This window comes from Thiorhodospira sibirica ATCC 700588 (genome assembly GCF_000227725.2).
Classification (GTDB): Bacteria; Pseudomonadota; Gammaproteobacteria; order Ectothiorhodospirales; family Ectothiorhodospiraceae; genus Thiorhodospira; species Thiorhodospira sibirica.
Map to the genome: position 1 here is coordinate 2,174,975 of NZ_MU255056.1, position 25,496 is coordinate 2,200,470.

Sequence of the window (25,496 nt, forward strand, 5' to 3'; positions counted from 1 at the left end):
ACTAAATCCGGAGGCGCTAGATGACGACGACTCAGACATACGGCTTGAGACAGCAAATCATTGAAATTTATGCCGGCGTATGGGGGGCGGCCCCTGATTGGCAGGGTCTGGATTATTGGTTTGAGGCTATAGACAGCGGCCGGATGAGCCGCATTGATATCGCCAGCAGTTTTTTTGAACAACCTCTGATTGCGGAAAAATATCAGGGATTGAGCGGCGATGCGCTGTTATTGGCCCTGTATCGTAATATCTTCAGAGTAGAAAGCCCGGATGCGGATGGCTTTAGGTATTGGCAGGGCGAGATCACTGCAAATCCGACCTTGCTGGGGTCGCAGATCGGTACCCTGGTTATCCAGATGCTGGACGGGATGCGCGCCAACGCCGAGGCTGCAACGACCCAGACGTTGTATGATCGCTTTATCAGTGCCAGCGAGCAGTTTTATACACAACAAAAAGCCGCCAATATTCCGTCTTATGCGCAGATGCGTGATGCCGAGCAGGGAGCGTTTTTGCACATTGCGGCACAACTGACGACGGCGCTGGATGCCCAAAGCACCCCGGCACAAATCAACGCCTTAATCGCTAGCGCCATGGATGATCTGCGAGGGCTGTTTGATCAAGCGCCTGGGCCGGTGGCGATTCACATCGCACACAATGGGGTTGCCAACCAGACCTTAACGGGCAGCCCGGAACAAACAGACATCTTTGTATTTTCAATCCATGCGGATAACAGCGGGGCTTTTGCCGCGTTTGGACAGGCGCGCATTGCGCAGTATGAGCTGCGAGACGGTGATCTGATCCTGTTGATTGATGAGCAGAATCAGTGGAATCAGCTGGCACAGATTACCAATAATGTGCAACCGCAGGCGGGTAATGCCTTGATTGAATTCAATCATGATGTCGCGGAGACTGCGCATACACAGTCTTTGCAGATTCTCGGCGCCCAAACCAGCGGGCCTTTCGGGCAGCGTCTCACCGACATTCATAACGTGACATTTGTGCTGGAAACGGCGCAGGCCATTGAGGCCGCAGGCGGTGTCAATGCATATATCAATCATGTACTTATCTAAGGGATTGTGGCATGTCTCATCTTGATAGTATACCGATCAGTTTACTGGAGCGCTTATATCCTATCAGTGAGTTATCATCTGAACATCAAAAGCACATCAGCGGCAAAGCCCAGATTGTGCCGATAAAAGCCGCACAAACTATATATGCTGCTGAGCAGCATCGCTGGCTTTTGTATGTTCTGGATGGGAAGGTGACCTTGTTTGCTGATGGGAAGGAAGAAACCATTGAACCCAACACGCTGCGAGCACGCTATCCCATTTTTGAGGAAGGCCGTCTCAAGGGGCACCTGCAAGCGGCCTCAAGCGGACGCTTACTGACACTGGATCGTAATCTTTACCATACCTTACGCGAACATCAAAGCAAACACAGTTATGAAGTGGAGGATATGGAACTTACAGAGATAGAAAATCAGATTTTTGTCGAGATGTATCATTGCTGCTTGGGTAAGGTATTGCGTTTGCCAGTATACCCGGATGTCAGTCGCAAACTGATCAGTGTTATCGATAAGCCGGAGCTTGAGGCGGCTTTATTGACGCGCATTGTGCAATTTGATTTAGGATTAACGGCTGGATTATTACGCACCGTGAATGCCAGTCTATATGGCGGAATCAGTCCTGCTGTACATACCCGTGAGGCCATCAGTCGTCTTGGCCTTGATAATACTCGCAAGACACTCAACGAAATAGCCTCCGTTTATCTGTTTAAAACCCAATCAATTTTACTCAAAAAACTAGCGCATGACCTCTGGAAAAGTAGCCTGCATATTTCAGCACTGAGTTATGCGATAGCCCGTCATGTGAATGTGGCGCATTTAGACCGAGAGCGTGCCATGCTGACCGGCTTTTTGGCAGATATTGGTAAATGGGGATTGATTGATTACCTGGCTCGCAAGGAGGCTGATTTTCCCGATGAAGAGCAGGCTCAGATAGTCGAACGACTGAATCTGATGGTTGGAGAAATGATCGCTGCCAAATCCTTAGGCCTGGGAGATGATATGGTGCAGGTGATCAAGGAATCACGTTGCTGGCAGCGCTTAGGCAGTGGTCCAGCGCCGGATTATACTGATGTCGTTTTGGCCGCCCGTTTTTATTACCTGACGACGCATGCCCCCAATATATCACTACCGCCCGCTAACACAGTCTCAGCCTTACAGCGTCTATCCCTGGATCATAATAGTGCAGCGTTGAGATCAACGCTATTTAAAACCGCGCAGCTTGAGATTAACCGTGTGACTACGTTTTTGAAAGAAAAAAGAACGCAAGGTAATTAAAAGCAGGATAGAGATAAAACGCTCTACCCTGCCTTTTCGCGCATCTTAATCCATATCCAAAAAGCTGCGTAGCATTTCTGAGCGTGAAGGATGACGCAGTTTACGCAGGGCTTTGGCTTCGATCTGGCGAATCCGCTCGCGGGTGACATCAAACTGCTTGCCAACCTCTTCCAGGGTGTGGTCGGTGTTCATGTCAATGCCAAAGCGCATCCGCAGTACCTTAGCCTCGCGTGGCGTCAGGCTGGAAAGCACATCGCGTGTGGTTTCCGAGAGGCTTTCGCGGGTAGCCGATTCGATGGGTGACATGACATTGCTGTCTTCGATAAAATCGCCCAGATGTGAATCTTCGTCATCGCCAATGGGTGTCTCCATCGAGATCGGCTCTTTGGCAATTTTTAGCACTTTGCGTACCTTATCCTCCGGCATTTCCATACGTCGGGATAACTCTTCAGGCGTGGCCTCGCGCCCCATTTCCTGAAGCATCTGCCGACTGATGCGATTGAGCTTGTTGATGGTCTCAATCATGTGTACCGGAATGCGAATCGTGCGCGCCTGATCGGCAATCGAGCGGGTAATGGCCTGGCGAATCCACCAGGTTGCATAGGTCGAAAATTTATAACCGCGCCGATATTCAAATTTATCCACCGCCTTCATCAGGCCGATGTTTCCTTCCTGAATCAGATCCAGAAATTGAAGGCCGCGATTGGTATATTTTTTCGCAATAGAGATGACCAAACGCAGATTGGCCTCGACCATTTCCTTTTTCGCCCGCCGCGCCTTGGCCTCGCCAATCGACATGCGTCGATTGATATCCTTGATTTCAGAAATGCTTAAGCCGGTTTCTTCTTCAATGGCAACGAGCTGTTTCTGAATCCGCAAAATTTCGTCTTTGTTTTGCTGTAAGGCCGCTGCATACGGTGTTTTTTCCTTAACCAGCCCGTCTAACCATTTGAGATTGGTTTCATTTTCCGGAAAGGAGTGTATGAAGTCTTTGCGCGGCATTTTGCAGCGATTGATGCAGGTATCCATCACGGCCCGTTCGTGACTGCGAATCCGTTCTACCACGCCATGCAAGTCGATGGTTAATTGATCGACCAGACGCGGTACCAACTTCATTTCCATGAAATAATGCGCCAATTCTTCGCGTGCCTGGCGATACTTTTCCTTTTGTTTTTTCTCGGCAAAGCCGACAGCGCGCTCATACATTTCACGCAATTTGCTAAAGCGCTCCTGTGCTTCTTCAGGATCGGGGCCGGCATCGACCAGATCATCTTCAGCGCTGGCGACTTCTTCGTCTTCCTCATCATTGCTGACGCTATCTACATCATCATCGCTGGCTTCCATCGCGGTGACGTTGTTTTCATCGTCGAGTAATTCGCTGTCAGGCGCTGAGGAATTCACCACATCACCCGTCGTTATGTCCATAAAGCCGACGAGGACATCGCTGAGCTTGATTTCCTCGCTTTGTACCTTTTCGTATTCGGCCAGCAAGGAGGCGATGGATTGCGGATAATGCGCTAAAGCAAACAGGACCTGCGCCAGCCCTTCTTCAATCCGCTTGGCAATCTGAATCTCGCCATCGCGGGTCAGCAGCTCGACAGTTCCCATTTCACGCATGTACATGCGCACCGGATCGGTGGTACGACCAAATTCACCATCTACCGAAGCCAGTGCTGCCGCCGCCTCTTCAGCGGCATCATCATCTGCGGTAACGCCGGTATCCGATAACAACAAGGTATCGGCATCGGGCGCCTGCTCGTGTACCGCGATCCCCATGTTGTTGATCATGAAGATAATATCTTCAATCTGCTCAGGGTCTACAATGGTGTCCGGCAGATGATCATTGACCTCTGCATAGGTCAGGAAACCTTGCTCTTTGCCTTTGGCAATAAGCTCTTTGAGTCTGGACTGCTGTTCTTCTTGATCCATAAACACCCGCTTGATCTGCAAGATCCACAGATTAAAATGAACCTGATAGTTTATCACACTTCGAGTTTTTTGTTTGCAAAAAATTCCGTCATTGTCAAGTTTTATCGTCTGCGGAGAGCGCATGGCGGACACTGACATGTGGCGAACGCATCTTGCGTTCGCCGTTTTAAAGCAGCATCTGGAAGATGCCGCCACAAAGCGACGACTGGAAGTCAGCGTCACCTTATGGGTGAGGGAAGTTGTCTTTGGGGGTGTTGGGTGAGGCGAAGCTGACGTGGATGTCGCGTTGCGGGAAGGGGATTTCCAGGCCGTGTTGGCGCAGCGCGGCTTCGATGTTCATGTGCAGTTCGTGCATGAGGGGCATGCGGTCGGCGAGTTCGCTGGCAAAGACGTAGACATCGAAGTTCAATGCGCTATCGCCAAAGCCGGAGAAGTAGACACGCGGTTCGGGGTCGTTGCGTACCAGGGGGTTGGTGCGCACGGCCTCTAAAATGGTTTGATAGGCGAGTTTGGTGTCTGAACCGTAGGCAATGCCCACGCGCAGGGTGACGCGGGTGATGGCATCAGAGAGCGTCCAGTTGATGACGCGCTGGGTGATGAGTTCTTTGTTGGGGACGATGATTTCTTTGCGATCCCAGTCGGTGATGGTGGTGGCGCGGATCTGGATGCGGCTGACGCGCCCGGTAAGGTTGCCGACGGTGACGGTATCGCCTACGCGCACCGGGCGTTCAAACAAGATGATCAAACCGGAGATGAAGTTACCAAAGATTTCCTGCAGACCAAAGCCCAGTCCCACGGTCAGCCCGGCAGCCAGCCACTGGATTTTCGACCAGGTAAAGCCCAGGGTACTAAAGACCAGCCCCAGACCGAGCAGGGCGATGCCGTATTGCATCAGGTGGGTGACGGCGTAGCGGCTGCCCGATTGCAGCGAGGTGCGTTGTAATAAAATAATCTCCAGCAGCGCGGGGAGGTTACGCCCCAAAACCAGGGCACCAATCGCAAACACCAGCGCCAGTAACAGGTCAGCCAGGGTGATCGGTTTGACCAGGGTTTCGTTGCCAACCTTGACTTCATGGCCCCACAGGTGAACGGCATCAAGAAATGACAACGCGGGCAGGACATCTGACCAGATCATCCATAGACCGCCAAAGGCCAGCAGGTATAAAAAGGCGCGCAGCAGGCGGCGGGTTTTTTCGTCCACCAGATCGAGGTCAATCGCCGGGGTTTCTGAGGGCGGCGCTTCGGCTTCTTCATGCGGGCTGCCGCTGTCGCTTTGGCCTTGTTTGGCCCGCGCAGCGCGGGCAGCCTCGCGGCGTTCCAGGGCCTGTTGAAAGGCAACCCGGCGGCGGGTCAGGGTGAGCCAGCGCAAGGTCAGATCGTGCAGAAAGATACCGGCGACCACCAGCCAGAAGGTGTTGACCATGCGCAGGGAGAGGGCCTGGGCGCTGTAGTAATAACCCAGCCAGGCCAGCACGGCCAGGGCCAATGGAATGCCAACCCCCAGCAGATACCAGAGATAACGCAACCGCACCAGCCAGCCCTGACGTTTTGCGTACGTAGGGGCTACGGCGCCGCCGCGGGGTCTGAGCATGTGCTCCATGAACAGGGCAAAGGCCAGCAGGGTGATGATGAAGGCAATGCGTCCCAACCCGGCAGCATAGAGCTCTGGGGCGTATGCGCTTAGCGTCGTCGCCACAAAGACTGCCGGGACGGCAATCAGGGTGAGCTGTTTAAGTTGGCGGCGTAAAATCCCCAGCGCATGGCTATTCCATAGAAAATGGCGAGTGGCTACGCCACGGGCATTGCACATGCGCAAAAACAAGGCCAGATTGAACCAGATCGGTGCTGCCCATAAAAAGCCCAGACCTGCGGCGCGGGTGAAGTCATCGGCCTCGGAGGCTGAGTACATGAGCCAGCCGGCAAAGCCTAACAGCCACGGGCCGGGCAGCGTCAATAGCAGGGTGAGCAGCAGGGCAAAGAGGGTGTGGCTGAAACGATCCAGATGCACACGTCCTACCTTGGCACCGACCTTTTCCAGGTGCGCCATCATGCGCGTGCGCAGCCATAACAGCGGTATGGCGACCAGCAAGGCCAGCAGCGACAGATGCGGACGCGCCCAGATTTCCAGTCCAAGATGATCCAGCGCCACCGACCAGTTGCGCGGCGATAACAGCCAGGCCGCCGCCTCAGCCACATCCCAGGCCATGTGCGGGATCAGGATGGCATGACTGGGTACCCACAGCAGGTGTTCGGCAAGAAAATCGGCATATTCAGTGGCGCGCTCAATCAGCAGGCGTTCAGCAAAGTCAAGCTCGCTCAAGGCGCGCAGATACATCGAGCGGGTGTGCGCCAGGCGTTCCAAAAGATCATGCTGGGTATGCAGCAAGGTGGTGAGTTCTTCGCGGATTTGCGCTATGGTCTGGGCCTCCGGCAACGGCGCCAGCTCGGTGTCCATCAGCCGCTCGACAGTGGCAGAAATCGCGCCCATTTTGCGCCGTTCATCGGCGGCCAGCAGATCAGCCAGACCCATGTCGGCAATGAGCCTGACCCGCTGGGCAGCGGCGGCGCGGTATTGGCGGATATCGGGGAGCGCATCGCGCTGCTCCAGTAGCACGCGCCCCAGGGTGACGCTTAAACCGGCGATGGCCAGTTTTTGCTGGGTATTGTGGAAGTCCTTTTCCAGGATTTGCACCTCGCGCTCCACCGCTTCACGCTGGCGGGTCGCTGCTTCCAGTTCGTGGGTGAGAATGGCCAGCTCGCTACCCAGGGCGGCATTACGTTCCGCCAGTTGGCGGATCACCGCCGGTCGATCCGCCAACGCACGCTCGGCAGAGGCGACCTGATGCAGCGCCACGGCGGCTTGGGTGCGGCGCAGTTCGTTGAGCGTTTCTTGCACCCACTGGACGCGCAATTCAGCCTGCTGCACCTCGCGGTTGGTCTGGTCGCGGCGCAGGGTGCTTAACTGGATGCGCAGCGGCAGGCTGGCGATTTCCTGTTCCAGGCGGCCAATTTCGGTTTCGCGATGATATTGGCGGGCCAGCAATGATAGACGGCGCGCCTCGCTGAGCTCAGCCGTCTCACCGGGCAGCGGTGTAGCACGCAGTTCGCTTTGGATTTCTTGCAGCGCCTGGCGGGCATCGGCGATACCTTGGCGGGCAGTGCTGGTACGCGGCTGAGCCTCGCGCAAAATCCGCTCCTGTTCGGCCAGGCGGGATTTGGCGGCGTTGAGCTCGGTTTGTTCAAGGCTTAGGCGCTGTTCCAGTTCGCTGATGGCCAGCGCTTGCAGGGCCTGGGTCTGCTCAGGCGTGGGTACGGTGGCGGCAGGGCTGCGTTCCTGTTGCTGGCGCAGGGCCTCGATTTCCTGCGGCGCGGTTTCCAGCGCATTGAGGTACATGGCGGTCGCCCGCGCATGGGTGCGCGCACTTTCCAGATGCCCTTTGGCGCGGTTAAGCAGCTCTTTGATCTGGGTCCGCACCCCCTCATCCAGGGCTGTATTGGCCTCGATTTCCTGCAGGCGTGTCTCAAGGTGGGTGACGCTGACGGTGTTTTCATAGGCCGTCTCTTGCGCCTGCGCCGCTACCATTAGCAACAGTACCAGCACACCCACCCACAGCGCGCAAAACCTCAGCAAAACCACCCCGCTTTGCATAGATGGGGTGGTTTTAAAGCGCGACACAGGCCAGATCCAGCGGCTGATCCAGGCGCTGCTGATCCAGCCATACCGTGTTAGCCTTAAGTTGCAAACGTCCCTGACAGAACAGCCGAACCACCGCCGGATAAAGGCGGTGCTCCTGGATCAAGACACGCGCTGCCAAGGTCTGCGGGGTGTCATCGGGTAAAACGGGGACACGCGCCTGCATGATCACCGGGCCGCCGTCGAGTTCTTGATTGACAAAATGCACACTGCAGCCGTGGACGCTCAAACCCTCTGCCAGTGCCCGCTCATGGGTATGCAGACCGCGCAGGGCGGGCAATAGCGAAGGATGGATATTCACCAGCCGCCCGAGGTAATGGGTGACAAACACGGGGGTGAGGATGCGCATAAAGCCCGCCAGCACCACCAGCGTCGGCTGATACGCCTCAATGGCCTGAATCAGCGCCTGATCAAAGTCTTCACGTCGGGCATAGGCGCGATGCGCGATCACTTGGGTAGCAATGCCTGCCTGCTGCGCCCGCTGCAAACCTAGGGCATCAGGCTGGTTGCTGATCACGGCGGCAATGCGCCCTGGGATAAAACCGCTGGCGGTGGCGTCGATCAGTGCCTGCAGATTACTGCCAGAACCGGAGATCAACACCACCATCGTCGGCGGGGCCGGGGTTTGTAACTGCTGGCTAAAATCTATCATTTTTTATAAAAACCTTGTCTTTTTGCGCCCGGTTGAGCTGTGCTTTGTTATGTAGTAGGCTGTCCTTGTGCGCTTTTGCACCGTCCAGACAGGCTACGGCTGGACGTTAATCCGTACGCAAGAGTTATGTAAGACCCGGTTTTTCCTGGCAATAGCAGTGACGGCGTATACAAATCCGTGAAATAGATTTTTAGTAGCGGTTGTACGGTCCATTGGCAAGCTTAGGCCAGCTGCACAGCAGGCGGGGTGTCTGCTGCGGTGGCCATGATGTCGCCGATATGAAAGGCACCAATCCCGGCCTGTTCAAAATGAATGCGGGCAGCCTCAATGCCTTCTTTGGGTAGAATCACCACCATGCCAATGCCGCAGTTGAAGGTACGCAGCATTTCCTCGCGGCTCACCTTACCGGCACTGCGCAGCCAGTCAAACACCGCCGCACGCGGCCAGGCGGCCTCATCAATCAGGGCTGCCGTGCCCTTGGGCAAGACACGCGGAAGGTTTTCCAAAAGCCCGCCGCCGGTGATATGTGCCAATGCATGAATGCGGTGGTGCGCGAGCAGTTGCAGCAGCGGCTTGACATAGATGCGCGTGGGCATCATCAGGGCATCGGCCAGGGTGGTGTTGCCACAGGGTGAATCCATATTCACCGAAGTGCTCTCCAGAATTTTGCGGATCAGGGAGTAGCCGTTGGAGTGCGGCCCGGAGGATGCCAGCCCTAGCACGGCATCACCGGGACCAACCCGCGAGCCATCGAGAATCGCCGCTTTTTCGACAATCCCTACCGCAAAGCCAGCCAGATCATACTCACCGTTGGCATACATGCCCGGCATTTCAGCGGTTTCCCCACCTACCAGGGCGCATCCGGCCTCGGTGCAGCCGTGGGCAATGCCTTGTACCACCTGCGCGGCCTGCTCCACATCCAGCTGGCCGGTGGCAAAATAATCCAGGAAAAACAACGGCTCAGCGCCCTGCACCACAATATCATTGACACACATGGCGACCAGATCAATGCCGATGGTGTCATGACGCTGCAGGCGCTGCGCTAGCTTGAGCTTGGTACCCACGCCATCGGTTCCAGACACCAGCACGGGCCGTTGATAGCGCTCCAGCGGCAGTTCAAACAAGGCCCCAAAGCCGCCCAATCCGCCGAGCACCTCCGGTCGCAAGGTGGCTTGGGCAAAGGGCTTAATGCGCTGCACCAGGGCATTACCGGCATCAATATCAACACCGGCATCGCGATAAGTCAGGCCGGGGGTTTTTGGTGCGTCAGGAACTGAAGGCATGGCGATGGTCTTTTATCATTGGGTTAGGGTTGGCAAGCGGCAAACGCCAAGGGATCATGCTGAAGTTTTTGGCGGCTGGCAAGTGAGGGCGTGTGCACGTCACGGCAAAAGACGATACCCTGACCGTTACGCGCTTTGTGTGCTATTTTAGCGAAAAACCGCGTGAGGTTATAGCCATTTGCGCCCGATGTACACCCCATCTCCCATCATGGCCTGCGTGCTCAGTCTTTGCCTGAGTGTCACCGCTTCGGCGGCCTTTGCAACAGAGCCTGCGTCTGTACCCGGTGACAGCACTACGCTGACCGCCTTAAGGCCCATCGCAGCAGACCCGCGTCCCTTATGGTTGTTATGGGGCACAGCGCTGCATACCCAGGCCCAGACACATGGCTTTATTCAGTCCCCGCCACCAGAAGAGCTGCCCTGGATGACGCCCTTGTATGCGGCGCTTAATGCCGGTGAAGTGCGCTGGTTATGGCCGCTGTTTGACCTGCAAGATCAGCTGGCAGTGCCATTGCCAGTGCTGGAAGCAGGTCACGAAGCGGCGGTTATGGACGCCTCGGTACGCTATCACGCCGATGGCGTGGTTATGCTCAGGCTGGAAATCGACGAGCACGGTGCCTGTCAGGCGCGCTGGCAAGCACACACGCAGGCGATGACGCGGCGCTGGCACACGCAAGGCCCCACCCCCCCGGCCTGTGTGCAGGAAGGGCTTGCATTACTGAGCAAACCTGTAGATGCCCTGTTTGCACCGATTCTGGCCGAGATTCCCGCCATTTCCGAGGACTCGCCGTCCGCTGACGAGCAGGTGATTCTCATTGCGATTGACGGCGTTCGCCATTATGGTGATATGGTGCAGCTGCGTCAGCTGATGGCAAGACAAGCGTCGCTGCATACCGTTAAAATCAGCGCAGTTTATCCGCAGCGGGTCATTTTCCAGGCCGTTGCAGCGCTTGCCCCCGAAGCGCTTGCGCAGGTACTGGCAACCTCGCCCACGCTCGAACCACTGCCGGAACATATAAATACCGATGCTCTGGCGGGGACACATCATCATTTTTTAGGTTTTAGGCTCATCCCGTGAATTGGCATTATCTACCAAACGTCATTACGATAGCGCGTATCGCCCTGGCCTTACCCATTGTCTGGAGCCTGTGGCAAGGCCAGTATGCGCTGGTCTTGTTACTTTTATTCATCGCTGGCCTCTCGGATGCGCTGGATGGCTGGCTGGCAAGGCGCTATGGCTGGCAAAGCCCCCTGGGTGCCTATCTTGATCCTCTGGCCGATAAGGTCTTGATGGTGGCAACCTACTTTACCGTAGCGCTCACCGGGCTGTTGCCGTGGTGGCTGGTGCTGGCGGTGGTGGTGCGTGATCTGGTCATTGTTGCCGGGGCCATCGGCTATCGCGGTGTCACCAAACAACTGGAGATGCAACCGCTGCTGATCAGCAAGCTCAATACCTTCATGCAGATTGTGCTGGTGTTATCAGTAATCATCAACGCCGGGGTATATCCCTTGCCGCCGCTGTTGCTGCACAGCCTGATCGGTATCGTACTGTTTACCACCTTAAGCAGCGGCGCGGCCTATGTCTGGCTGTGGTCACGCAAAACCGTGGTGTATCGCCGAAAAAAAAATGCAGCTCCTTTGCAAGAAGATGAGCCCCGCTAGCGAGACAGGTTACAAAACGCTGCATCAACCCAACAAGGAGGCCTTTTTTGCCATGAGCACTTCACACACTCCCGCTCCCACGCTTGACGATGTGTGGCGCGCATTTATGGAAACCGACCGTCGTCTTGATCAACGATTCCAGGAAACTGAGCGTCTGATAAAACAACTTTCGAAAAATCTGGATGAAAAATTTCAGGAAACTGACCTGAAATTTCAGGAAACCGACCGAAAATTTCAGAAAACTGACCTGAGATTCCAGGAAACTGAGCGTCTGATAAAACAACTTTCGAAAAATCTGGATGATAAATTTCAAGAAACTGACCTTAAATTCCAAGAAACAGACCGAAAATTTCAGAAAACTGACCTTAAATTCCAGGAAACTGATCGCCTGATCAAGCAACTTTCAAAAAACCTGGGCGAGCTAGGCAATCGACTCGGCGAGTTTGTCGAGCATCAGGTCGCGCCCGCTGTGGTGCGCTTGTTTCGCGCCCAAGGGATTGAGGTGCATGAGGTTTATCCAGGGGTGTCTGCCAAGCGCAACGGCGAGGCGCTGGAGATTGATCTGTTAGTGGTCAATGATGGGGCGTTGGTCGCGGTGGAATGCAAAAGCAAGCTCAGCACTGAACACATTGACGCGCATCTGATCCGTTTGGAAAAGCTCAAACGCGTATTGCCTTTATACAAAGATCATCAAGTGATGGGCGCCGTGGCCGGGATGGTCATCCCCACCTCTGTCGCAGACGAAGCCATCGCTAAAGGGCTATATGTGTTATGTCAAAACGGCGAACATATCGAGGTACGCAACCCGGCGGTATTCACTCCGGCGGTGTGGTAGTGTTGCGGGCGAAATTTTCGGCGGGAACGCCGATCGCTTGGCCGGGTGTGACTCGGCGCTTGATCAACCATCATCCCGCATGAACCGATGACTACCTACATTCTGCGCCGTTTATTATTGATGATTCCCACCTTGCTGGGGATTACCCTCGTGGTGTTTGTGGTGATGGCGGCGGCCCCCGGCGGAATCAGCTCGCAATCGTTGGTGGACGGGCTCAATCTTGAGCCGCAGGCCAAGAAGGCCATGGAAGATTACTATAACCGCATGTATGGGCTGGATCAGCCCGCCCCGGTGCAATATCTGCGCTGGCTGAACAACGTATCGCCCGTGGGTTTTGTGTTTGATGCGCAGGGACAGATGAGCGGGTTTTCCTGGGTTAAAGGCGTAGATCTAGGCCTAAGCTTTCGCTATGGACGCCCAGTGACGGATCTGATTGCCGAGCGCTTGCCCATTACCTTATTACTCAATGTGATCTCCATCCCGATCATTTATGTGATTGCCATTGCCGTGGGGGTCCATGCGGCAACCCGTCGGGGCAGTCGTTTTGATGTCGGCTCCGGGGTGGTGCTATTGGGCTTGTGGTCAGTGCCGACCATGCTTACCGGGGTGCTGCTCATTGGTTTTTTCGCCTCTGATCAATTCTGGCGCTGGTTTCCCACCGGCGGCATCAATCGGCGCGAAGCTCTGGACATGCCTTTTTTGCCGCATTGGGGCGCCTTGGGCGATGTCTTTGGGGTGCTGTTATTGGCCGGTCTAGGGGCCAGTGTGCTGGTTTGGCTCAGTCTGTTTGCCCGCGCCCGCTGGCGCGCATTGGTCATGGGGGGAATCGGGCTTGTGCTCGGTGGCCTCATGGCGCAGCAGTTGCAGCCAGATCATCTGGGGCTGTTGCATATTAGTCTGGCTTTGGTGTTTGCCCTCAGCCTTGGCGGGATTGCCGCCAGTGAGTTTGCGTGGTTACGCACCCTGACACTGGGCTTGCTCGGCTGCGCGCTCGGCGTGGCCCTGGCGGCACAGTTTAGCCAAGGCGTCTTTGTGCGCGGTTTCTTACTGGACCGGCTGTGGCATCTGGTATTGCCGATCATCTGCCTATCCTATGGCGGTTTTGCCTTTTTAGCCAAACTCACCCGCTCAGCCGTGCTGGAAAATCTCCTGGCGGATTATGCACGCACCGCCCGCGCCAAAGGCGTCGCCGCGCGGGATGTCTTATGGCGCCATGTATTTCGCAACTCCCTGCTGCCCTTGATCACCGTCGCTGCCACCCTGTTACCCAGCTTACTGGCCGGTTCTGTCATTGTCGAAACCATTTTCAGCATCGACGGCATGGGCAAGCTGGCGGTGGAGGCGGTGCGCACCCGCGACCGCGAACTGGTGCTCTCCATCACCTTAATCAGCGGCTTACTTACCCTGGCAGGCTACCTGCTTGCAGACCTGTGCTACGCCATCGCCGATCCCAGAGTCACCTATGATTGAGCCCTATCCTAAAATTCAGGCCCTACGGTGAAGTGGATGCGGAAGCGATCCAGCGCCTCTTCATCTAAGGGCACGGCAGTATCCAGGCGCACCAGACCGATGATGGGGGAGCGCCAGCGCAGGCCCAGGCCGATACCGCCTTTGATATCCATATCATTGAAGTCATTAAAGGCATTCCCGCCATCTACAAAAGCCGCCGCGCTGAAGTCTTTAAACAGGGTGCGTTCATATTCCAGGCTTATTACGCTGAGGTGTTTACCGCCGGTAATGCCCTCTCGGGGCAACAGGCTTTCGTAGCGATAGCCACGCACGCTGCGATCTCCGCCAGTGCGAAACTCATAATCCTCCGGCAGACGATTCAGCGAAGCCCCCAGCACAGACGCCGTGGTGGCATCGGTATAGCCCCAGTCGCTGCGGAAAATCAGGCGATCATTGCCAAAAACCGGACGGATGTGCATGGCCGCCAGGCGGGTTTGCCAGAAGCGCACATTGGAGCCCAGGCTTTCATGGGCACCGTGCAGGCTGAGATTGAGATAATTGCCGTGTGTGGTATGCAAGGGGTTGTCGGCCTGGCGATAGGTCCATTCGACGCCGGGTACCAGCGCCTTGAAGGCGGGCGCCAGCAGCGCCCGATCACTGCCTAATACGCTGGCGATATGCTCTTGCGATAGCGGTGGCAGGTTGCCAAACAGCACCTCGAACAGATCATATTCCTCTTCCACCCAGCTCAGGCTCAACCGCTCTGACCAATGCTGGCCGCGCAGACTGCGGTTACGGGGCAGGCGCAGACTGATGGCCTGGTGGGTGATGCGGGTTTGTCCACCCTCATCCAGCGAGACATCACCGTAATTCAAATCCTTGCCCTGGCGGCGGGCGGCCAGTTCCAGGTGATAACCCAGCCAGGGGTCTGCAGGCAGGGTGTATAAAAAATCCAGGGCGGCTTTGTTGCGCTGCTCGACCCAGACCCCGCCGAGGCGCATTTGGTGGCCGCGATCCCATAGATAACGCCGCGTCCAGTCCAGTTGTGTACCCACACCGCTGTCAGTACCCCAGCCCAGGCGTGCCCGGTAGCGGTTGCGCTTGAGCGGCTGCAGGCGGATCAGCAGCGGAATCAGGTCAGGCGTGGCCGGATCGGGGCTGAGGCGCTCGATTTCCACCTGGGCAAAATAGCCGCTGGCGCTGAAGATATGGCGCAATTCTGATTGCAAATCCAGGGTGAGCGGAGCCCCGCGCCGCACGGGAATCAGGCTGTGCAGATAGGCTTCATCAAAGCCTTCCTGCTCAATGTGAATCTCACCCACACGCAGCAGGGGGCCGGTTTCCACATGCAAAATAATCTGTGCGACATAGGTGTGCAGATCAACCGCCACCCGCTGTAGGCGGAACTGGGCCTGCAGATAACCGGCCTGTTGCAGACCTTGCAAGAGCTGTTGCTTGCCTTGTTCATAGCGCCGATGATCCAGCGTCTTGCCAAGGCCGGAGTGCAACTGCTGGCGCAGCTGCCTCAACAGCGGGGTGTCCTGGGCATGATCCACAAAGCGCAACTCAATCTGGTCAATCGGTATGGGCTCGCCGGGCGTAATCTGATAGTGTGCCTGCCAGGCCTGTCCCGGCTGTGACGGCGGGGTGAGGCTTCCAGTGATCTGTGCCTGATAATAGCCAAAGGGCTCCAAGGCACGGCGGATTTCTGCAAAGCCGCGTTGATGCAAGCGCTCGATCAATGGCGGCGATAATACCGCTTGTGTCTCTTGCGGCGCTTGCTGCTGGGCACGAACCAGACTCAACAGCCCTTGCACATTGCGCAGGGCTTCACCGCTTAAGCCCTCAAGACGCACTTCGATGCGCTCATTGAAGTGTTCTGCAAAATGCGCTTCATCGGCCCACGCGGGCCACCACAGCAGCATTGACAGGGCTGCGGTGAGCAGCAGGCAGCAGTAATGCACGCGAGGGTCGGACATCATCATCAGCGCTCAAGAATGTAGGAAAAGCTGAAAATCTTGTCAGCCTCGCTGATGTGTACATCCAGGCCCAGTTGCCGCAAGATGTCGTAGCGCAGGTTGAATTCATGACTGCGTTCCAGCAGGTTGACACCATAGCCCACATAGATGGCATCACTGAGATACACCCCATGTCCCAGCACCAGGGTCCCGGCATCCAGCCCTCGCCCGGAAATCAGATAACTGCGGATGGTAATGGCATCCAGCTGGGCGGGGCGGGAAAACAGGCTGATCTGGGTGCGCTCCAATGGGCCGCTTAGCTGCACCCCAACCGCTTGCACGGCATCGGCATCACGAATCCAGCGCACCGCATGGATATCCAGTTCCGGCGCTGTGACTAAAACCTCATTAAACAGAATACGCCCCCATTCCACCGCCAGATCCTGACCAAAGGCGCGAAAGGTGCCATCCACCACATACAGAATGCCTTGTGCCGTTGGAATCAGGGTGTTGTTATCCGGCGCATGCTGTAGCCGCACATGCCCCCCGAGGCGGCTTTTGAAACCGATGGCATCCACATGCACCGCCCGCCCGAGTACCACATTGATATCAGTGCGCAAGCGAAATGGGGTTTGCGGAGAAAGATCGGGTGCGCTGTCTGTTTGACCGCTGATAACCACATCCGGTGAGGCGGTGATCAGTGCAGGGCTGTCACTGCCCCCGGCCACTCCCAGCCCGGGCGTGATGGCGGCTACCGGAATAAATAACTCTCCTTCGATATGCAGGGCCTGCCGATCGGCCTTCAGCTCAAGTCTGGGCACTACGGTGGCACGCAGACTGGGCGTGTGCAACACGCTGAAGGCATTGCTATGGGGATTGGCGCGCAGGCGTTCATCCGCATCAATGCGCAGCTGTAGCTGCTGCTGGCGCAGATCGGCCAGCCCGGCCAGCACCACCCGCCCCTGACCGGAGCGCAGATGGCCATGGATGTTTACCTGCTGCGCCGGGGTGGTGCTGGGGGTGAGGGCTACCGTGATCTCGCGCAGCGCCACCCCCAGCAGCGGGATATCCGCCGCGCCTTCGTGTAGCTGAATATCGCCCCCCAGCTGCGGGTTGGCAAGGGTGCCACCGATGGAGATATCCGCCGCCAGACGCCCTTGGGTATTGCTGACGTTGGGCAAAAACACCTGCAGGACTTCCAGCGAAGGCAATTGGGCGCGTATCCCCGCCTGTATCGGCTGGGTCGGCGGCGGTGGCCAGTGCCGTAAACCCGGCAGGGCGAGCACCACCTGTGCCCTGCCTTGCGGCAGAGGCGCCAAAGACAGCTCCGCCGCCAGACCCGCCTCGGTCATCAGGGCCGTCAGCCAGCCGCCTTCATGCGGGATGCGATGCTCACGCAGCCCCACCGGCACGCGAATCACCCCTGAGGTTAAGCCCAGGCGGGCATCCACACGCAGCTGCCCGTCGGCATTCTGCTGACCTTCCAGGCGACCACTGAGGGTCCCGGTTATCGCGGGATGAAACAGGCGGGCAGGCAATTCAGATAAGTGCGCCTGCAGCTGGCTCTGTCCCTGCGGGATCCACTGCAGGCGCGTACACACGGTGGTGGCAACGGACTGGCGACCCGGATTGCAGCTGGGACATTGCACACAGGCTTCTTCCAGCGCAATCCCCTTCACACCCACGGCCAGCGCTGCCGGGGCCTGCATTTGCCAGGCGCGTAACCCATCGCTATCCAGATCAAGCTGCTGCACATGTCCCTGCCACGTCCAGTCCGGCAGTCTCAGGCCGCCGTGTAATTGCGTGCGCAGATGCGCGGTGGGTGATTGCAGTGCCAGCTGGATATGATGCGCCTGTACCTGCCCCTGGCTGTCGGCCTGCAGACGGCTCACTCGCTCTAATCCTGCCTGTTGCAGGCCCGTGGCCTCAAGCTGCCAGTTGAAGGCGCCTTGCGGATGCGCCCCTAGTGACACCTGCGCGTTTAGCTGCTCCAGCGCTACATCGGCCCATTGCAAGGATTTTGCCTGAATGCGGGCGTCAAGCTGTGGGCGTGATAATGTGCCATGAAACTGCCCCTGAGCATCCACCATGCCCGCAGCTTCCGGTAGCCACTTGGCCAAATCAAGCTGCGCCCGCCACTGCGCCACCGTGATCACAGGCTCAACGGCTTGCGCCTGGCCTGCGCTGCCGGGAAGCTGAAGCGTGGCGTTGTCTGCCTGTAACTGCCAGCTTTGTTGCGGATCACTCAGACGCAGATGCGCGATCTGATACGCCGCACCGCTGGCCTGTAGCTGTCCTGTGGCCTGCAGTGCCTGCCCGGCCACCTCGGCACTCAGCGCCGTCAGTGCCAGATCCCACACCGCTTGGCCACGCTCCAGACGGCCAGCAGTACGGGCCTGCAGCGATAGCTTTTGAGGCCAGGCGGCCTCCATGGCCTGAAGATCCAAATCCTCGGTCTGCACCTCCAGCGCCCAGCGCAATTCCGGTGCCCAGCCCAGCTCACCCGTGGCCGCAAGCGTACCATCCAACAACTCAGCGTGAAGCGCCTGAATCTGCATTCCCTCAAGATTACCCTGAGCCTGCAACGAGGCGGCAGACACCGCCAGCGTCGGGGTATGCACTGCCGTCTGCAGATGCAGGGTGTAATCGGAAAGCGAGCCTGTCAGGCGTAATTGCCCGTGTGGACTATCTGCCACCGCCAATGAGGCTTCAGCCTGCAATGGCCAGCGCAGCCCTTGCCAGCTCAGCGCAAGCGCCACCGGGCTTTGCTGCCACTCCGGCTGCAATAACCACTCGCCCCGCAACGTCACCTGCCCGGAATGCTGCGGACTGTGCAGACGCAAACCAGAGCTGGTCAGCTGGGCACCGTGCAACGCCACCTGACCGGATAAATGCGCCGAGTGATCTGTCGGCCACACCGCCAGATGTTGCGCCAGCCCGTCAAGCTGCGTGTGCAGGTTTAAGGTCATCTCCAGGATCGGCGACCAGACCAACGCACCACTGAGCGACACCGCGCCGTGCAGCCCCCATGCCGCCAGCGAATCCACATGCACCACATCCATCTCCAGACGGTTGCTGTGCGTCAGATAAAGCTGCGTATGCACCGGGCCATTGAGCACCGCAGGAAAGGCCGGAACCAGCGCCGCCAGTGCCAAATCCGCTGCCTGGGCATTCAGGGTCATCTCCAGCCGCTGTCGCCAGCGCAATTCACCGTCTGCCAGCAACGCCCCCTGTTCGGTTTGCACGCGCAAAGCCTGCAGCACGGCCCCGTCACGATCACCGTGCAACTGCGCCTGCCAATGCCCGGCGGGCAAATCCCCGCCACGATGCTGCAACTGCGCCCTGAGCTGATAATCCTGAGTATGCCCATACAGCAAAAGTTCAGCCTGTGCGACATGCAAGGCCTCAGCCGCTCCTCGCTGCACCACGGCATCCTCAATCAATAGCTGCAGATCAACGGAAAACGGGAGCAGCGGCAGCCTGAAACCGCTCAGCGCCTGGGGCTGGGATACCTCAGAGGTCGTTGTTTGCAGCGAAAGCATTGCTCCTTTAACCATCACCCGCTCAAGGTGTAGATGACGACGCCATAGCGCCATCGGCTGCCAACGCACCTCCAACCGCTCAATGTGCTGTTCCTGACCCTGTTGCACAAAGCGCAGGCCATTGAGCGCAAACGCATCCGCCAGACGCCCTTCCACAGATTCCACCTGCAACACCTCAGCCGGCACATGATGCTGCAACACATAAAAGACCACAGCATTGCCCTTTTGCGTCCCCACCAAAAACGCGGCACTGCCGATCAACAGCAGCACCAAGCCCAAGGTCACAGCCAACAGATACCACAGTGCGCGCGCAAGCATGTCGTGTTTTCTGGATATAAGGATAAAAAAAGATCAAAGGAATACGCCAGAGCGCACAAAGCCGCCCAGACACAAAAATAGCAGCCCATGTTAGAGCCAGATCAAGACCAAAGCAATCCGCTGTACGCGCTATTGCCTTGTCTTTGGGGCCCTTGTATTGTAGCAATGATGCGTATCATGACTTTCAATGCCAATGGCCTCCGTGCCGCCGCCCGCAAGGGATTTTTTAGCTGGTTTTTACAGCAGGATGTCGATATTTTGTGTTTGCAGGAGACTCGCGCCCAGCCCGAGCAGCTGCGCGACCCCCTGTTTCATCCACCGGGTTATCAGATACTCCATCATCCTGCCGAGAAAAAAGGCTACAGCGGGGTAGCGCTGTTTAGCCGTCTTGCAATCACGCAGACGCAAACCGGTATCCCGACAGCACCGGAATTTGATAGCGAAGGCCGCTGGCTGGAGGCGCATATCGGCCCGCTGACAGTGGTTTCCGCCTATCTGCCCTCGGGTTCTTCCAGCGAGGCGCGTCAACAGGCCAAATTCCGCTATCTGGAGGCGTTATTGCCCTATCTGCAAACACTGCACAAGGCGCAGCGCCCCTGCATTGTGTGTGGTGACTGGAATATTGCACATAAAATCATTGATATCAAAAACTGGAAAGCGAACCAGAAAAACTCCGGTTTTTTACCCGAAGAGCGCGCCTGGCTGGATCAGCTGTTTGATGAGGTGGGCTGGTTGGATGCCTTTCGCCTCAAGCAAACGGCGGGGGATCACTATACCTGGTGGTCCAACCGGGGGCGCGCCTGGGAAAATAACGTCGGCTGGCGCATTGATTACCAGATCATCACCCCTGATTTGGCACCGTGCGTAGAAGCGGTGACGATTTACACGGCGGCGCGTTTTTCCGATCATGCGCCTTTAATCATTGATTATGCGTTAAATCCCGACCCATTTACCCGGATAGCTGACCCTGCATGAATGCTTGGCTTGAGAGCCTAAAGAGCTATTACGACCGGCGTATGCTCACCCTGCTGGCGCTGGGTTTTTCCTCGGGCCTGCCGGCGCCGCTGGTCTTTGCCAATCTCTCCATCTGGCTGCGCGATGAGGGCGTAAGCCGCACCGACATCGGCCTGTTTGCCCTGGCCGCTACACCCTATGCGCTGAATTTTCTGTGGGCGCCGCTGGTCGATCGGCTGTCTTTGCCGTGGTTTAGCAAAACCTTTGGACGGCGGCGCGGCTGGGCCTTGTTTACCCAGCTCTGGCTGATGCTGGCGATTGGCCTGATGGCGCTGACCAGTCCGGCGCATAATCTGATGATGGTGGCGCTGGCGGCCTTGTTTGTGGCCTTTGTTTCGGCCACGCAAGACATTGTGATTGACGCCTATCGCATTGATATTCTGGAGCCGGAAAAGTACGGCAGCGGCTCCGCCGCCACCATCTGGGGCTGGCATTTAGGCGGCACGCTGGTCGGCGGTGCGGGGGGGCTTTATCTGGCGGCCACCTTTGGCTGGAATATCGCTTATGCGGTGCTGGCGCTGGCCGTGGGAATCGGGATGCTGGCGATCCTGCTGGCCGAAGAACCCAAGATCAAGCCAACGGCACAAACTCTGGAGCGCGAAGCGCAGTTGTTGGCGCAGGCGCGAGGCTGGCGCTTTATGGGGGGGCGCCTGCGAGAGGTCGTCGCCTGGCTCTATGTCAGCGTGATTGCGCCGTTTTGGGATTTTATGCAGCGGCGCGGTTGGCTGCTGATTTTAGTGTTTATCTTTGTATTCAAGCTCGGTGATGCCCTGCTCGGGCGCATGTCCGGGGTATTTTATCGGGAACTGGGCTTTGAACTGACCGAAATTGCCAACGTCGCCAAGGTCTATGGCCTCGGTGCAACCGCCATGGGCGTATTGATTGGCGGCTTTCTGGTGCATCGCTTTGGCTTGATGAAATCGCTGTTTGTGGCCGGCTTTCTGGCAGCAGCCACCAACCTCACCTATTCCTGGCTGGCGATGTCTGGCAAGAATCTGCTGATTTTTAAAATTGCGGTGATCACCGATAACTTCACCGGCGGCCTGGCAACCGTCGCTTTTGTGGCCTACCTGTCAAGCCTCACCAATGTCGCCTATAGCGCCACCCAATATGCCTTACTCGCCTCCTTGGGCAATCTGGCGCGCATCTGGTTTTCGGCCGCCAGCGGCTGGATGGTTGATCATCTGGATGGCGACTGGGCAGTATTTTTTGCCATGACGGCAGGCATTGCCCTGCTGGGCATTCCCTTACTGCTACTGCTTATGTGGCTTTTTCCCGCTCCCAAGCCCCAACGATAGGCGTCGCCACTGAAAGCGGCCCCGCTCAAGCTCGAGCCTGGCGGATCAGGACACTACCCGCAGCCTAAATAGGGTCGATGCTGGCCGCCAGTGCTTCCAGTTGTTTAATCTCGGGGTTCAACAGCCCTGCAGTCCGCGCCCGCTGCACGCTTTCCGTAGACAGGTACAAGGCGGGCTGCGCAAACCCGCCCGGTGGTTGCGCAGCGAGGGTGATCAAGGCTTTTTGCAAACGGATTTGCACCTCAATCAGGCCCGCCCCATCACGCGCCAAAGGACGCAGCGCATCTTCAAGCATCTCGCCTTCGCGTACCGGGGGCAGATGCAGGCGTGGATAAACAACGTCCGGGGTCTGTGCGGGCTGCCAGTGCGACAACACCCTGACCAATCGCCCGATGACCTCAATCGCCGTACCTGGATCATTCACGGCGGGAGATAAGGCCCGCGAGGCAATTTCAGCCAAGACAATCAGCCCAAAGCGTGGATCCTGGTCAAAGGTGCGGGCATTGGCACAGCTAAAGGCGGCGCGCACAGCCTCCGCGTCTTCATCCGACACGCTCGCTCCTTCGATCCATAGCAAAGGCACCCGCTGATGCACAAAGCATCCCGGCAAGGCGGCAAGATAAAACTGTGCTTTCAGCGTCTCGGCAGACAGCGACAATGCCGCCAGATCAATATGTTGCACATAGCCCACCTTCACCGCATACAGCGGCGTGGCCGTTGGCGGGGGTGCGGTGTGCAGCGGATGCCCGCCCAGATAGGGATTGGCGGCCCGGGCGGTGAGCGCCTTGATACTGACCTTTTCGACCCGATCCAGGGTATCGCTCAACCGTCCAAAGCGCATCAGATGCGTCATCCAGCGTAACAGCGCAATGACCACCAGACTCACCACGGCCACCGTGGCCACAAACAGCAACAACCGCCCGCCGCCATCATAAAACCCGGCTTTAAGCGCAAGAATGCCGACCAGACTGAACAAAAAAGCCCCGAGAAAGGTGGCCAGTACATATTGCGTGGTGCGGTCTTCTTGCAGCAATTCCGTGGCTCTGGGGGTCGCATTACCAGCAGCAGCGGCAAAGGCTGAAACCGAAATAGACAAAGAAAAGGTGGTCACTGCCAGCATGGAAGACGCCAGGATATTGAGTACCTGGTTCACCGCCTCCATACTAATCACCTCTTGCAGCGTTTCAGGCATCCACGGCGAAAGCCACTGCGCCAGGATGGCGATCAACACCGCCACTATGGCATAGCCTACAACACGCACCCAGACCTTGCGCAGATGTTGCTTTAAAATCCAGCCCGTTTTGGAAACCATATTCACTCAATATCGTTACTTGGAAAGATCTCTAATAGTGCCCAACTCAAAACCGGCCAAGACGACTTTAAGGAGGGGCTCCGTAGGAGCGGGGTGGTTCTTTGTAAAAAAACCTTACCCCCTCCCCGCCTGCGGCGGGACTCCTCCTTAACAGGGGGAGAATCTTTAACCGCTACTGAGTGCAACTCGGCGCTCCGGCTAGGCAGGTGTCAGCAACATGCAGTCGCCGTAGCTGTAGAAGCGATAGCCCTGGGTGACGGCGTGGCGGTAGGCGTGCATGACGTTTGTATAGCCTCCAAAGGCGCAGACCAGCATCAAGAGGGTGGATTCGGGGAGGTGAAAGTTGGTGAGCATGGCATCGACCACATGGAATTCAAAGCCAGGGGTGATGAACAGTCGAGTATCGCCGGATAAGGGCTGCAAGGTGCCGTGCTGGGAGGCGGCTTCGAGGGCGCGTACGACGGTAGTACCGACGGCAATGACCCGCCCGCCTTGCGCTTTGCAGTGTTCGATCTGTGCCAGCAGGTCGGCGCTGACTTCTACCCATTCCGGGTGCATGATGTGTTCTTCAATCTGCGCGGTGCGTACCGGCTGAAAGGTGCCGGCGCCCACATGCAGGGTGAGAAAACCCTGGGCAACGCCCTGCTGTTTCAGCGTTTCGAGGATGCCTTCATCAAAATGCAGGCCCGCCGTGGGGGCGGCCACGGCACCCGGAATGTCGGCATAGACGGTTTGATAACGGCGCTGATCGGCGGCTTCATCGGCGCGCTTGATGTAGGGCGGCAGGGGGACATGCCCGTGGCTTTCCAGCAGTTCCAGCAGCGGTTTGCTGTCAACGAAGTTGAGCTGGAAGAGATCACCCTCGCGACCTTTGACCACCGCTTCGATGGCATCTTCCAGCCACAGGCGTTGTCCTTTGCGCGGGGCCTTGCTGGCTTTGACATGCGCGAGCGCGTCGTGTAACCCGGTGATGCGCTCAATCAAGACCTCGACCTGACCGCGTGAATCCAGCTTGTGGCCATGCAGACGGGCGGGGATGACGCGGGTGTTGTTGAATACCAGCAAGTCGTGCTTGCGCAGTAACTGGGGCAAGTCGGTAAACGTTCGGTCACTGAGCGCACCACTGGCCCCATCCAGGCAGAGAAGGCGCGATGCGGTGCGGGTTTTGAGGGGAAACTGGGCAATCAATTCAGGGGGGAGGTCATAGGAAAAATCGGTCAGTTGCATGCGCGTACGCCTTCAAGAGGTAAGAGATAAGCAAGCCTTGCCACCGGCTGCATGGCATGGCGGCAAGGCTTGGCAAAGTGGGTGCGACAAAAAAGAGGGTCAGCGTGTTGTGATGGCGTGTGTGCCTTGAAAAATCCAGGTGCGAATAATCCAGAGCTGATCATAGGTCTCTTTCATGTCCGCAGGAAAAGGATCAAAGGGCTTGGCCAGATCCACAATCCGGCGGGCGGCATCATCCAGCACCTGTTCGCCGGAGCTGGTGGCGATGCGGGTTTCCAGCACCTCGCCGGTGTGATTGAGCAACACATTGACGACCAGGGTTCCGTGCAAGCGCCGCCGCCGGGCATCGTCGGGGTAATTCAGATTGCCGATGCGCTCGACGGTATTGACCCAGCTATCCAGGTAGGCAGCTTCTACGGCGGTTTTGGTGCTCACGGAATCCATGAAATGCACTCTGGGGCGCTCCGCATAGCGCTGATCCCGTTCAGCAATTTCAGCGGCGAGGCGCGCCATTTCCAGGCTGCGTTCGGCAAAGCGGTCAGCAGGCGGCAATTCATGCGGGGCCTGCTGTTGGCGGTCTTGTTGGGCCAGCAGTGCCGGCGCTTGTCCGACCAGCACTTGCTGCGCCTGTGGATCGGTTGCCCTGGGGGTTGTGGCCTGAGCCGCCTGGGTGTGCGCCAGGCCGTCTGTGGGTAGTGGCTGCACGGCGCTCAACGGGGCACTGGGGCGCAGGCTTTCTTCCAGCGTACCGCTGCCGAGTTGATCTGCCTGGGCAATCAGCTTTGCCTGTTCGGGCGACTGGTCGCTGGCGGTTTGCACCAGGGTGACATCCAGATGCGCGCTGTGCGCAGGCGCCCGCCCTTGGGCAAAGCCAAAGGAAACGCCGAGAATCAGCACCGCATGTACCGTGGCCGCCAGAAACAAAGCCAGCCCCAGACGATCAACCGGTGTCACGGAATCCGCAGCAAAGGTGTTCATGGGC

Annotated in this window: 17 protein-coding genes; 8 read left to right on the top strand and 9 right to left on the bottom strand. The window is 57.5% G+C overall.

Annotated elements, in window-relative coordinates; genetic code table 11:
* Positions 1-20 precede the first annotated feature (20 nt).
* Together THISIDRAFT_RS10200 and THISIDRAFT_RS10205 are read left to right on the top strand one after the other, a co-directional pair.
* Positions 21-1,070: a DUF4214 domain-containing protein gene (locus THISIDRAFT_RS10200; protein ID WP_006787050.1), complete on the top strand. Its 1,050-nt coding sequence runs from the start codon at positions 21-23 to the stop codon at positions 1,068-1,070.
* A gap of 11 nt (positions 1,071-1,081) precedes the next feature.
* A complete protein-coding gene (locus THISIDRAFT_RS10205; protein ID WP_006787051.1) occupies positions 1,082-2,341 on the top strand; it encodes an HDOD domain-containing protein in 1,260 nt (419 codons plus the stop codon).
* A 45-nt stretch (positions 2,342-2,386) separates the two neighbouring features.
* Here THISIDRAFT_RS10205 and rpoD read toward each other — a convergent pair whose 3' ends face one another.
* From rpoD to purM, 4 genes are all read right to left on the bottom strand, one after another.
* The gene (gene rpoD, locus THISIDRAFT_RS10210) at positions 2,387-4,270 is read right to left on the bottom strand and encodes an RNA polymerase sigma factor RpoD (RefSeq protein ID WP_040851941.1); all 1,884 of its coding nucleotides are present in this window, start codon (positions 4,268-4,270) and stop codon (positions 2,387-2,389) included.
* A 223-nt stretch (positions 4,271-4,493) separates the two neighbouring features.
* The gene (locus THISIDRAFT_RS10215; protein ID WP_050984866.1) at positions 4,494-7,946 is read right to left on the bottom strand and encodes a mechanosensitive ion channel domain-containing protein; all 3,453 of its coding nucleotides are present in this window, start codon (positions 7,944-7,946) and stop codon (positions 4,494-4,496) included.
* Positions 7,933-8,616 (bottom strand): phosphoribosylglycinamide formyltransferase, encoded by a 684-nt coding sequence (gene purN / locus THISIDRAFT_RS10220; protein WP_006787054.1) that lies wholly within the window; start codon positions 8,614-8,616, stop codon positions 7,933-7,935. Before purN ends, THISIDRAFT_RS10215 begins: the two co-directional genes overlap by 14 nt.
* A gap of 221 nt (positions 8,617-8,837) precedes the next feature.
* Entirely contained in the window at positions 8,838-9,899 is a 1,062-nt protein-coding gene (gene purM, locus THISIDRAFT_RS10225) for a phosphoribosylformylglycinamidine cyclo-ligase (protein WP_006787055.1), read from the bottom strand.
* Positions 9,900-10,086: 187 nt separating this feature from the next.
* Here purM and THISIDRAFT_RS10230 point away from each other — a divergent pair, with 187 nt between their 5' ends.
* From THISIDRAFT_RS10230 to THISIDRAFT_RS10245, 4 genes are all read left to right on the top strand, one after another.
* Entirely contained in the window at positions 10,087-10,977 is an 891-nt protein-coding gene (locus tag THISIDRAFT_RS10230; RefSeq protein ID WP_083824584.1) for a DUF2066 domain-containing protein, read from the top strand.
* On the top strand, positions 10,974-11,561 hold the full coding sequence (locus THISIDRAFT_RS10235) for a CDP-alcohol phosphatidyltransferase family protein (RefSeq protein ID WP_006787057.1): 588 nt from the start codon (positions 10,974-10,976) through the stop codon (positions 11,559-11,561). The genes THISIDRAFT_RS10230 and THISIDRAFT_RS10235 overlap by 4 nt, the downstream gene beginning before the upstream one ends.
* A 52-nt stretch (positions 11,562-11,613) precedes the next feature.
* On the top strand, positions 11,614-12,396 hold the full coding sequence (locus THISIDRAFT_RS10240; protein WP_040851947.1) for a hypothetical protein: 783 nt from the start codon (positions 11,614-11,616) through the stop codon (positions 12,394-12,396).
* An 87-nt stretch (positions 12,397-12,483) separates the two neighbouring features.
* Positions 12,484-13,866, top strand: coding sequence for an ABC transporter permease (locus tag THISIDRAFT_RS10245; RefSeq protein WP_006787059.1), 1,383 nt, complete (start codon positions 12,484-12,486; stop codon positions 13,864-13,866).
* Between the two features lie 8 nt (positions 13,867-13,874).
* Here THISIDRAFT_RS10245 and THISIDRAFT_RS10250 read toward each other — a convergent pair whose 3' ends face one another.
* Together THISIDRAFT_RS10250 and THISIDRAFT_RS10255 are read right to left on the bottom strand one after the other, a co-directional pair.
* Positions 13,875-15,830 (bottom strand): autotransporter assembly complex protein TamA, encoded by a 1,956-nt coding sequence (locus tag THISIDRAFT_RS10250; protein WP_040851924.1) that lies wholly within the window; start codon positions 15,828-15,830, stop codon positions 13,875-13,877.
* On the bottom strand, positions 15,830-19,663 hold the full coding sequence (locus THISIDRAFT_RS10255; protein ID WP_006787061.1) for a translocation/assembly module TamB domain-containing protein: 3,834 nt from the start codon (positions 19,661-19,663) through the stop codon (positions 15,830-15,832). Before THISIDRAFT_RS10255 ends, THISIDRAFT_RS10250 begins: the two co-directional genes overlap by 1 nt.
* A gap of 168 nt (positions 19,664-19,831) precedes the next feature.
* Between THISIDRAFT_RS10255 and THISIDRAFT_RS10260 the strand changes: the two genes are divergently transcribed.
* Both THISIDRAFT_RS10260 and THISIDRAFT_RS10265 read left to right on the top strand, forming a co-directional pair.
* Entirely contained in the window at positions 19,832-20,638 is an 807-nt protein-coding gene (locus THISIDRAFT_RS10260) for an exodeoxyribonuclease III (RefSeq protein WP_006787062.1), read from the top strand.
* A complete protein-coding gene (locus THISIDRAFT_RS10265; RefSeq protein ID WP_006787063.1) occupies positions 20,635-21,975 on the top strand; it encodes an AmpG family muropeptide MFS transporter in 1,341 nt (446 codons plus the stop codon). Before THISIDRAFT_RS10260 ends, THISIDRAFT_RS10265 begins: the two co-directional genes overlap by 4 nt.
* Positions 21,976-22,039: 64 nt before the next feature.
* Here the strand turns inward: THISIDRAFT_RS10265 and THISIDRAFT_RS10270 are convergent, their stop codons facing one another.
* The 3 genes from THISIDRAFT_RS10270 to THISIDRAFT_RS10280 all read right to left on the bottom strand — a co-directional run bounded on the left by THISIDRAFT_RS10270 (position 22,040) and on the right by THISIDRAFT_RS10280 (position 25,492).
* On the bottom strand, positions 22,040-23,287 hold the full coding sequence (locus THISIDRAFT_RS10270) for a DUF2254 domain-containing protein (protein ID WP_006787064.1): 1,248 nt from the start codon (positions 23,285-23,287) through the stop codon (positions 22,040-22,042).
* A gap of 198 nt (positions 23,288-23,485) precedes the next feature.
* On the bottom strand, positions 23,486-24,514 hold the full coding sequence (queA, locus tag THISIDRAFT_RS10275) for a tRNA preQ1(34) S-adenosylmethionine ribosyltransferase-isomerase QueA (RefSeq protein WP_006787065.1): 1,029 nt from the start codon (positions 24,512-24,514) through the stop codon (positions 23,486-23,488).
* Positions 24,515-24,613: 99 nt separating this feature from the next.
* Positions 24,614-25,492 carry an energy transducer TonB gene (locus THISIDRAFT_RS10280; RefSeq protein ID WP_006787066.1) on the bottom strand — a complete coding sequence of 293 codons (879 nt, stop codon included), beginning with the start codon at positions 25,490-25,492 and terminating at the stop codon, positions 24,614-24,616.
* Positions 25,493-25,496: the final 4 nt, after the last annotated feature.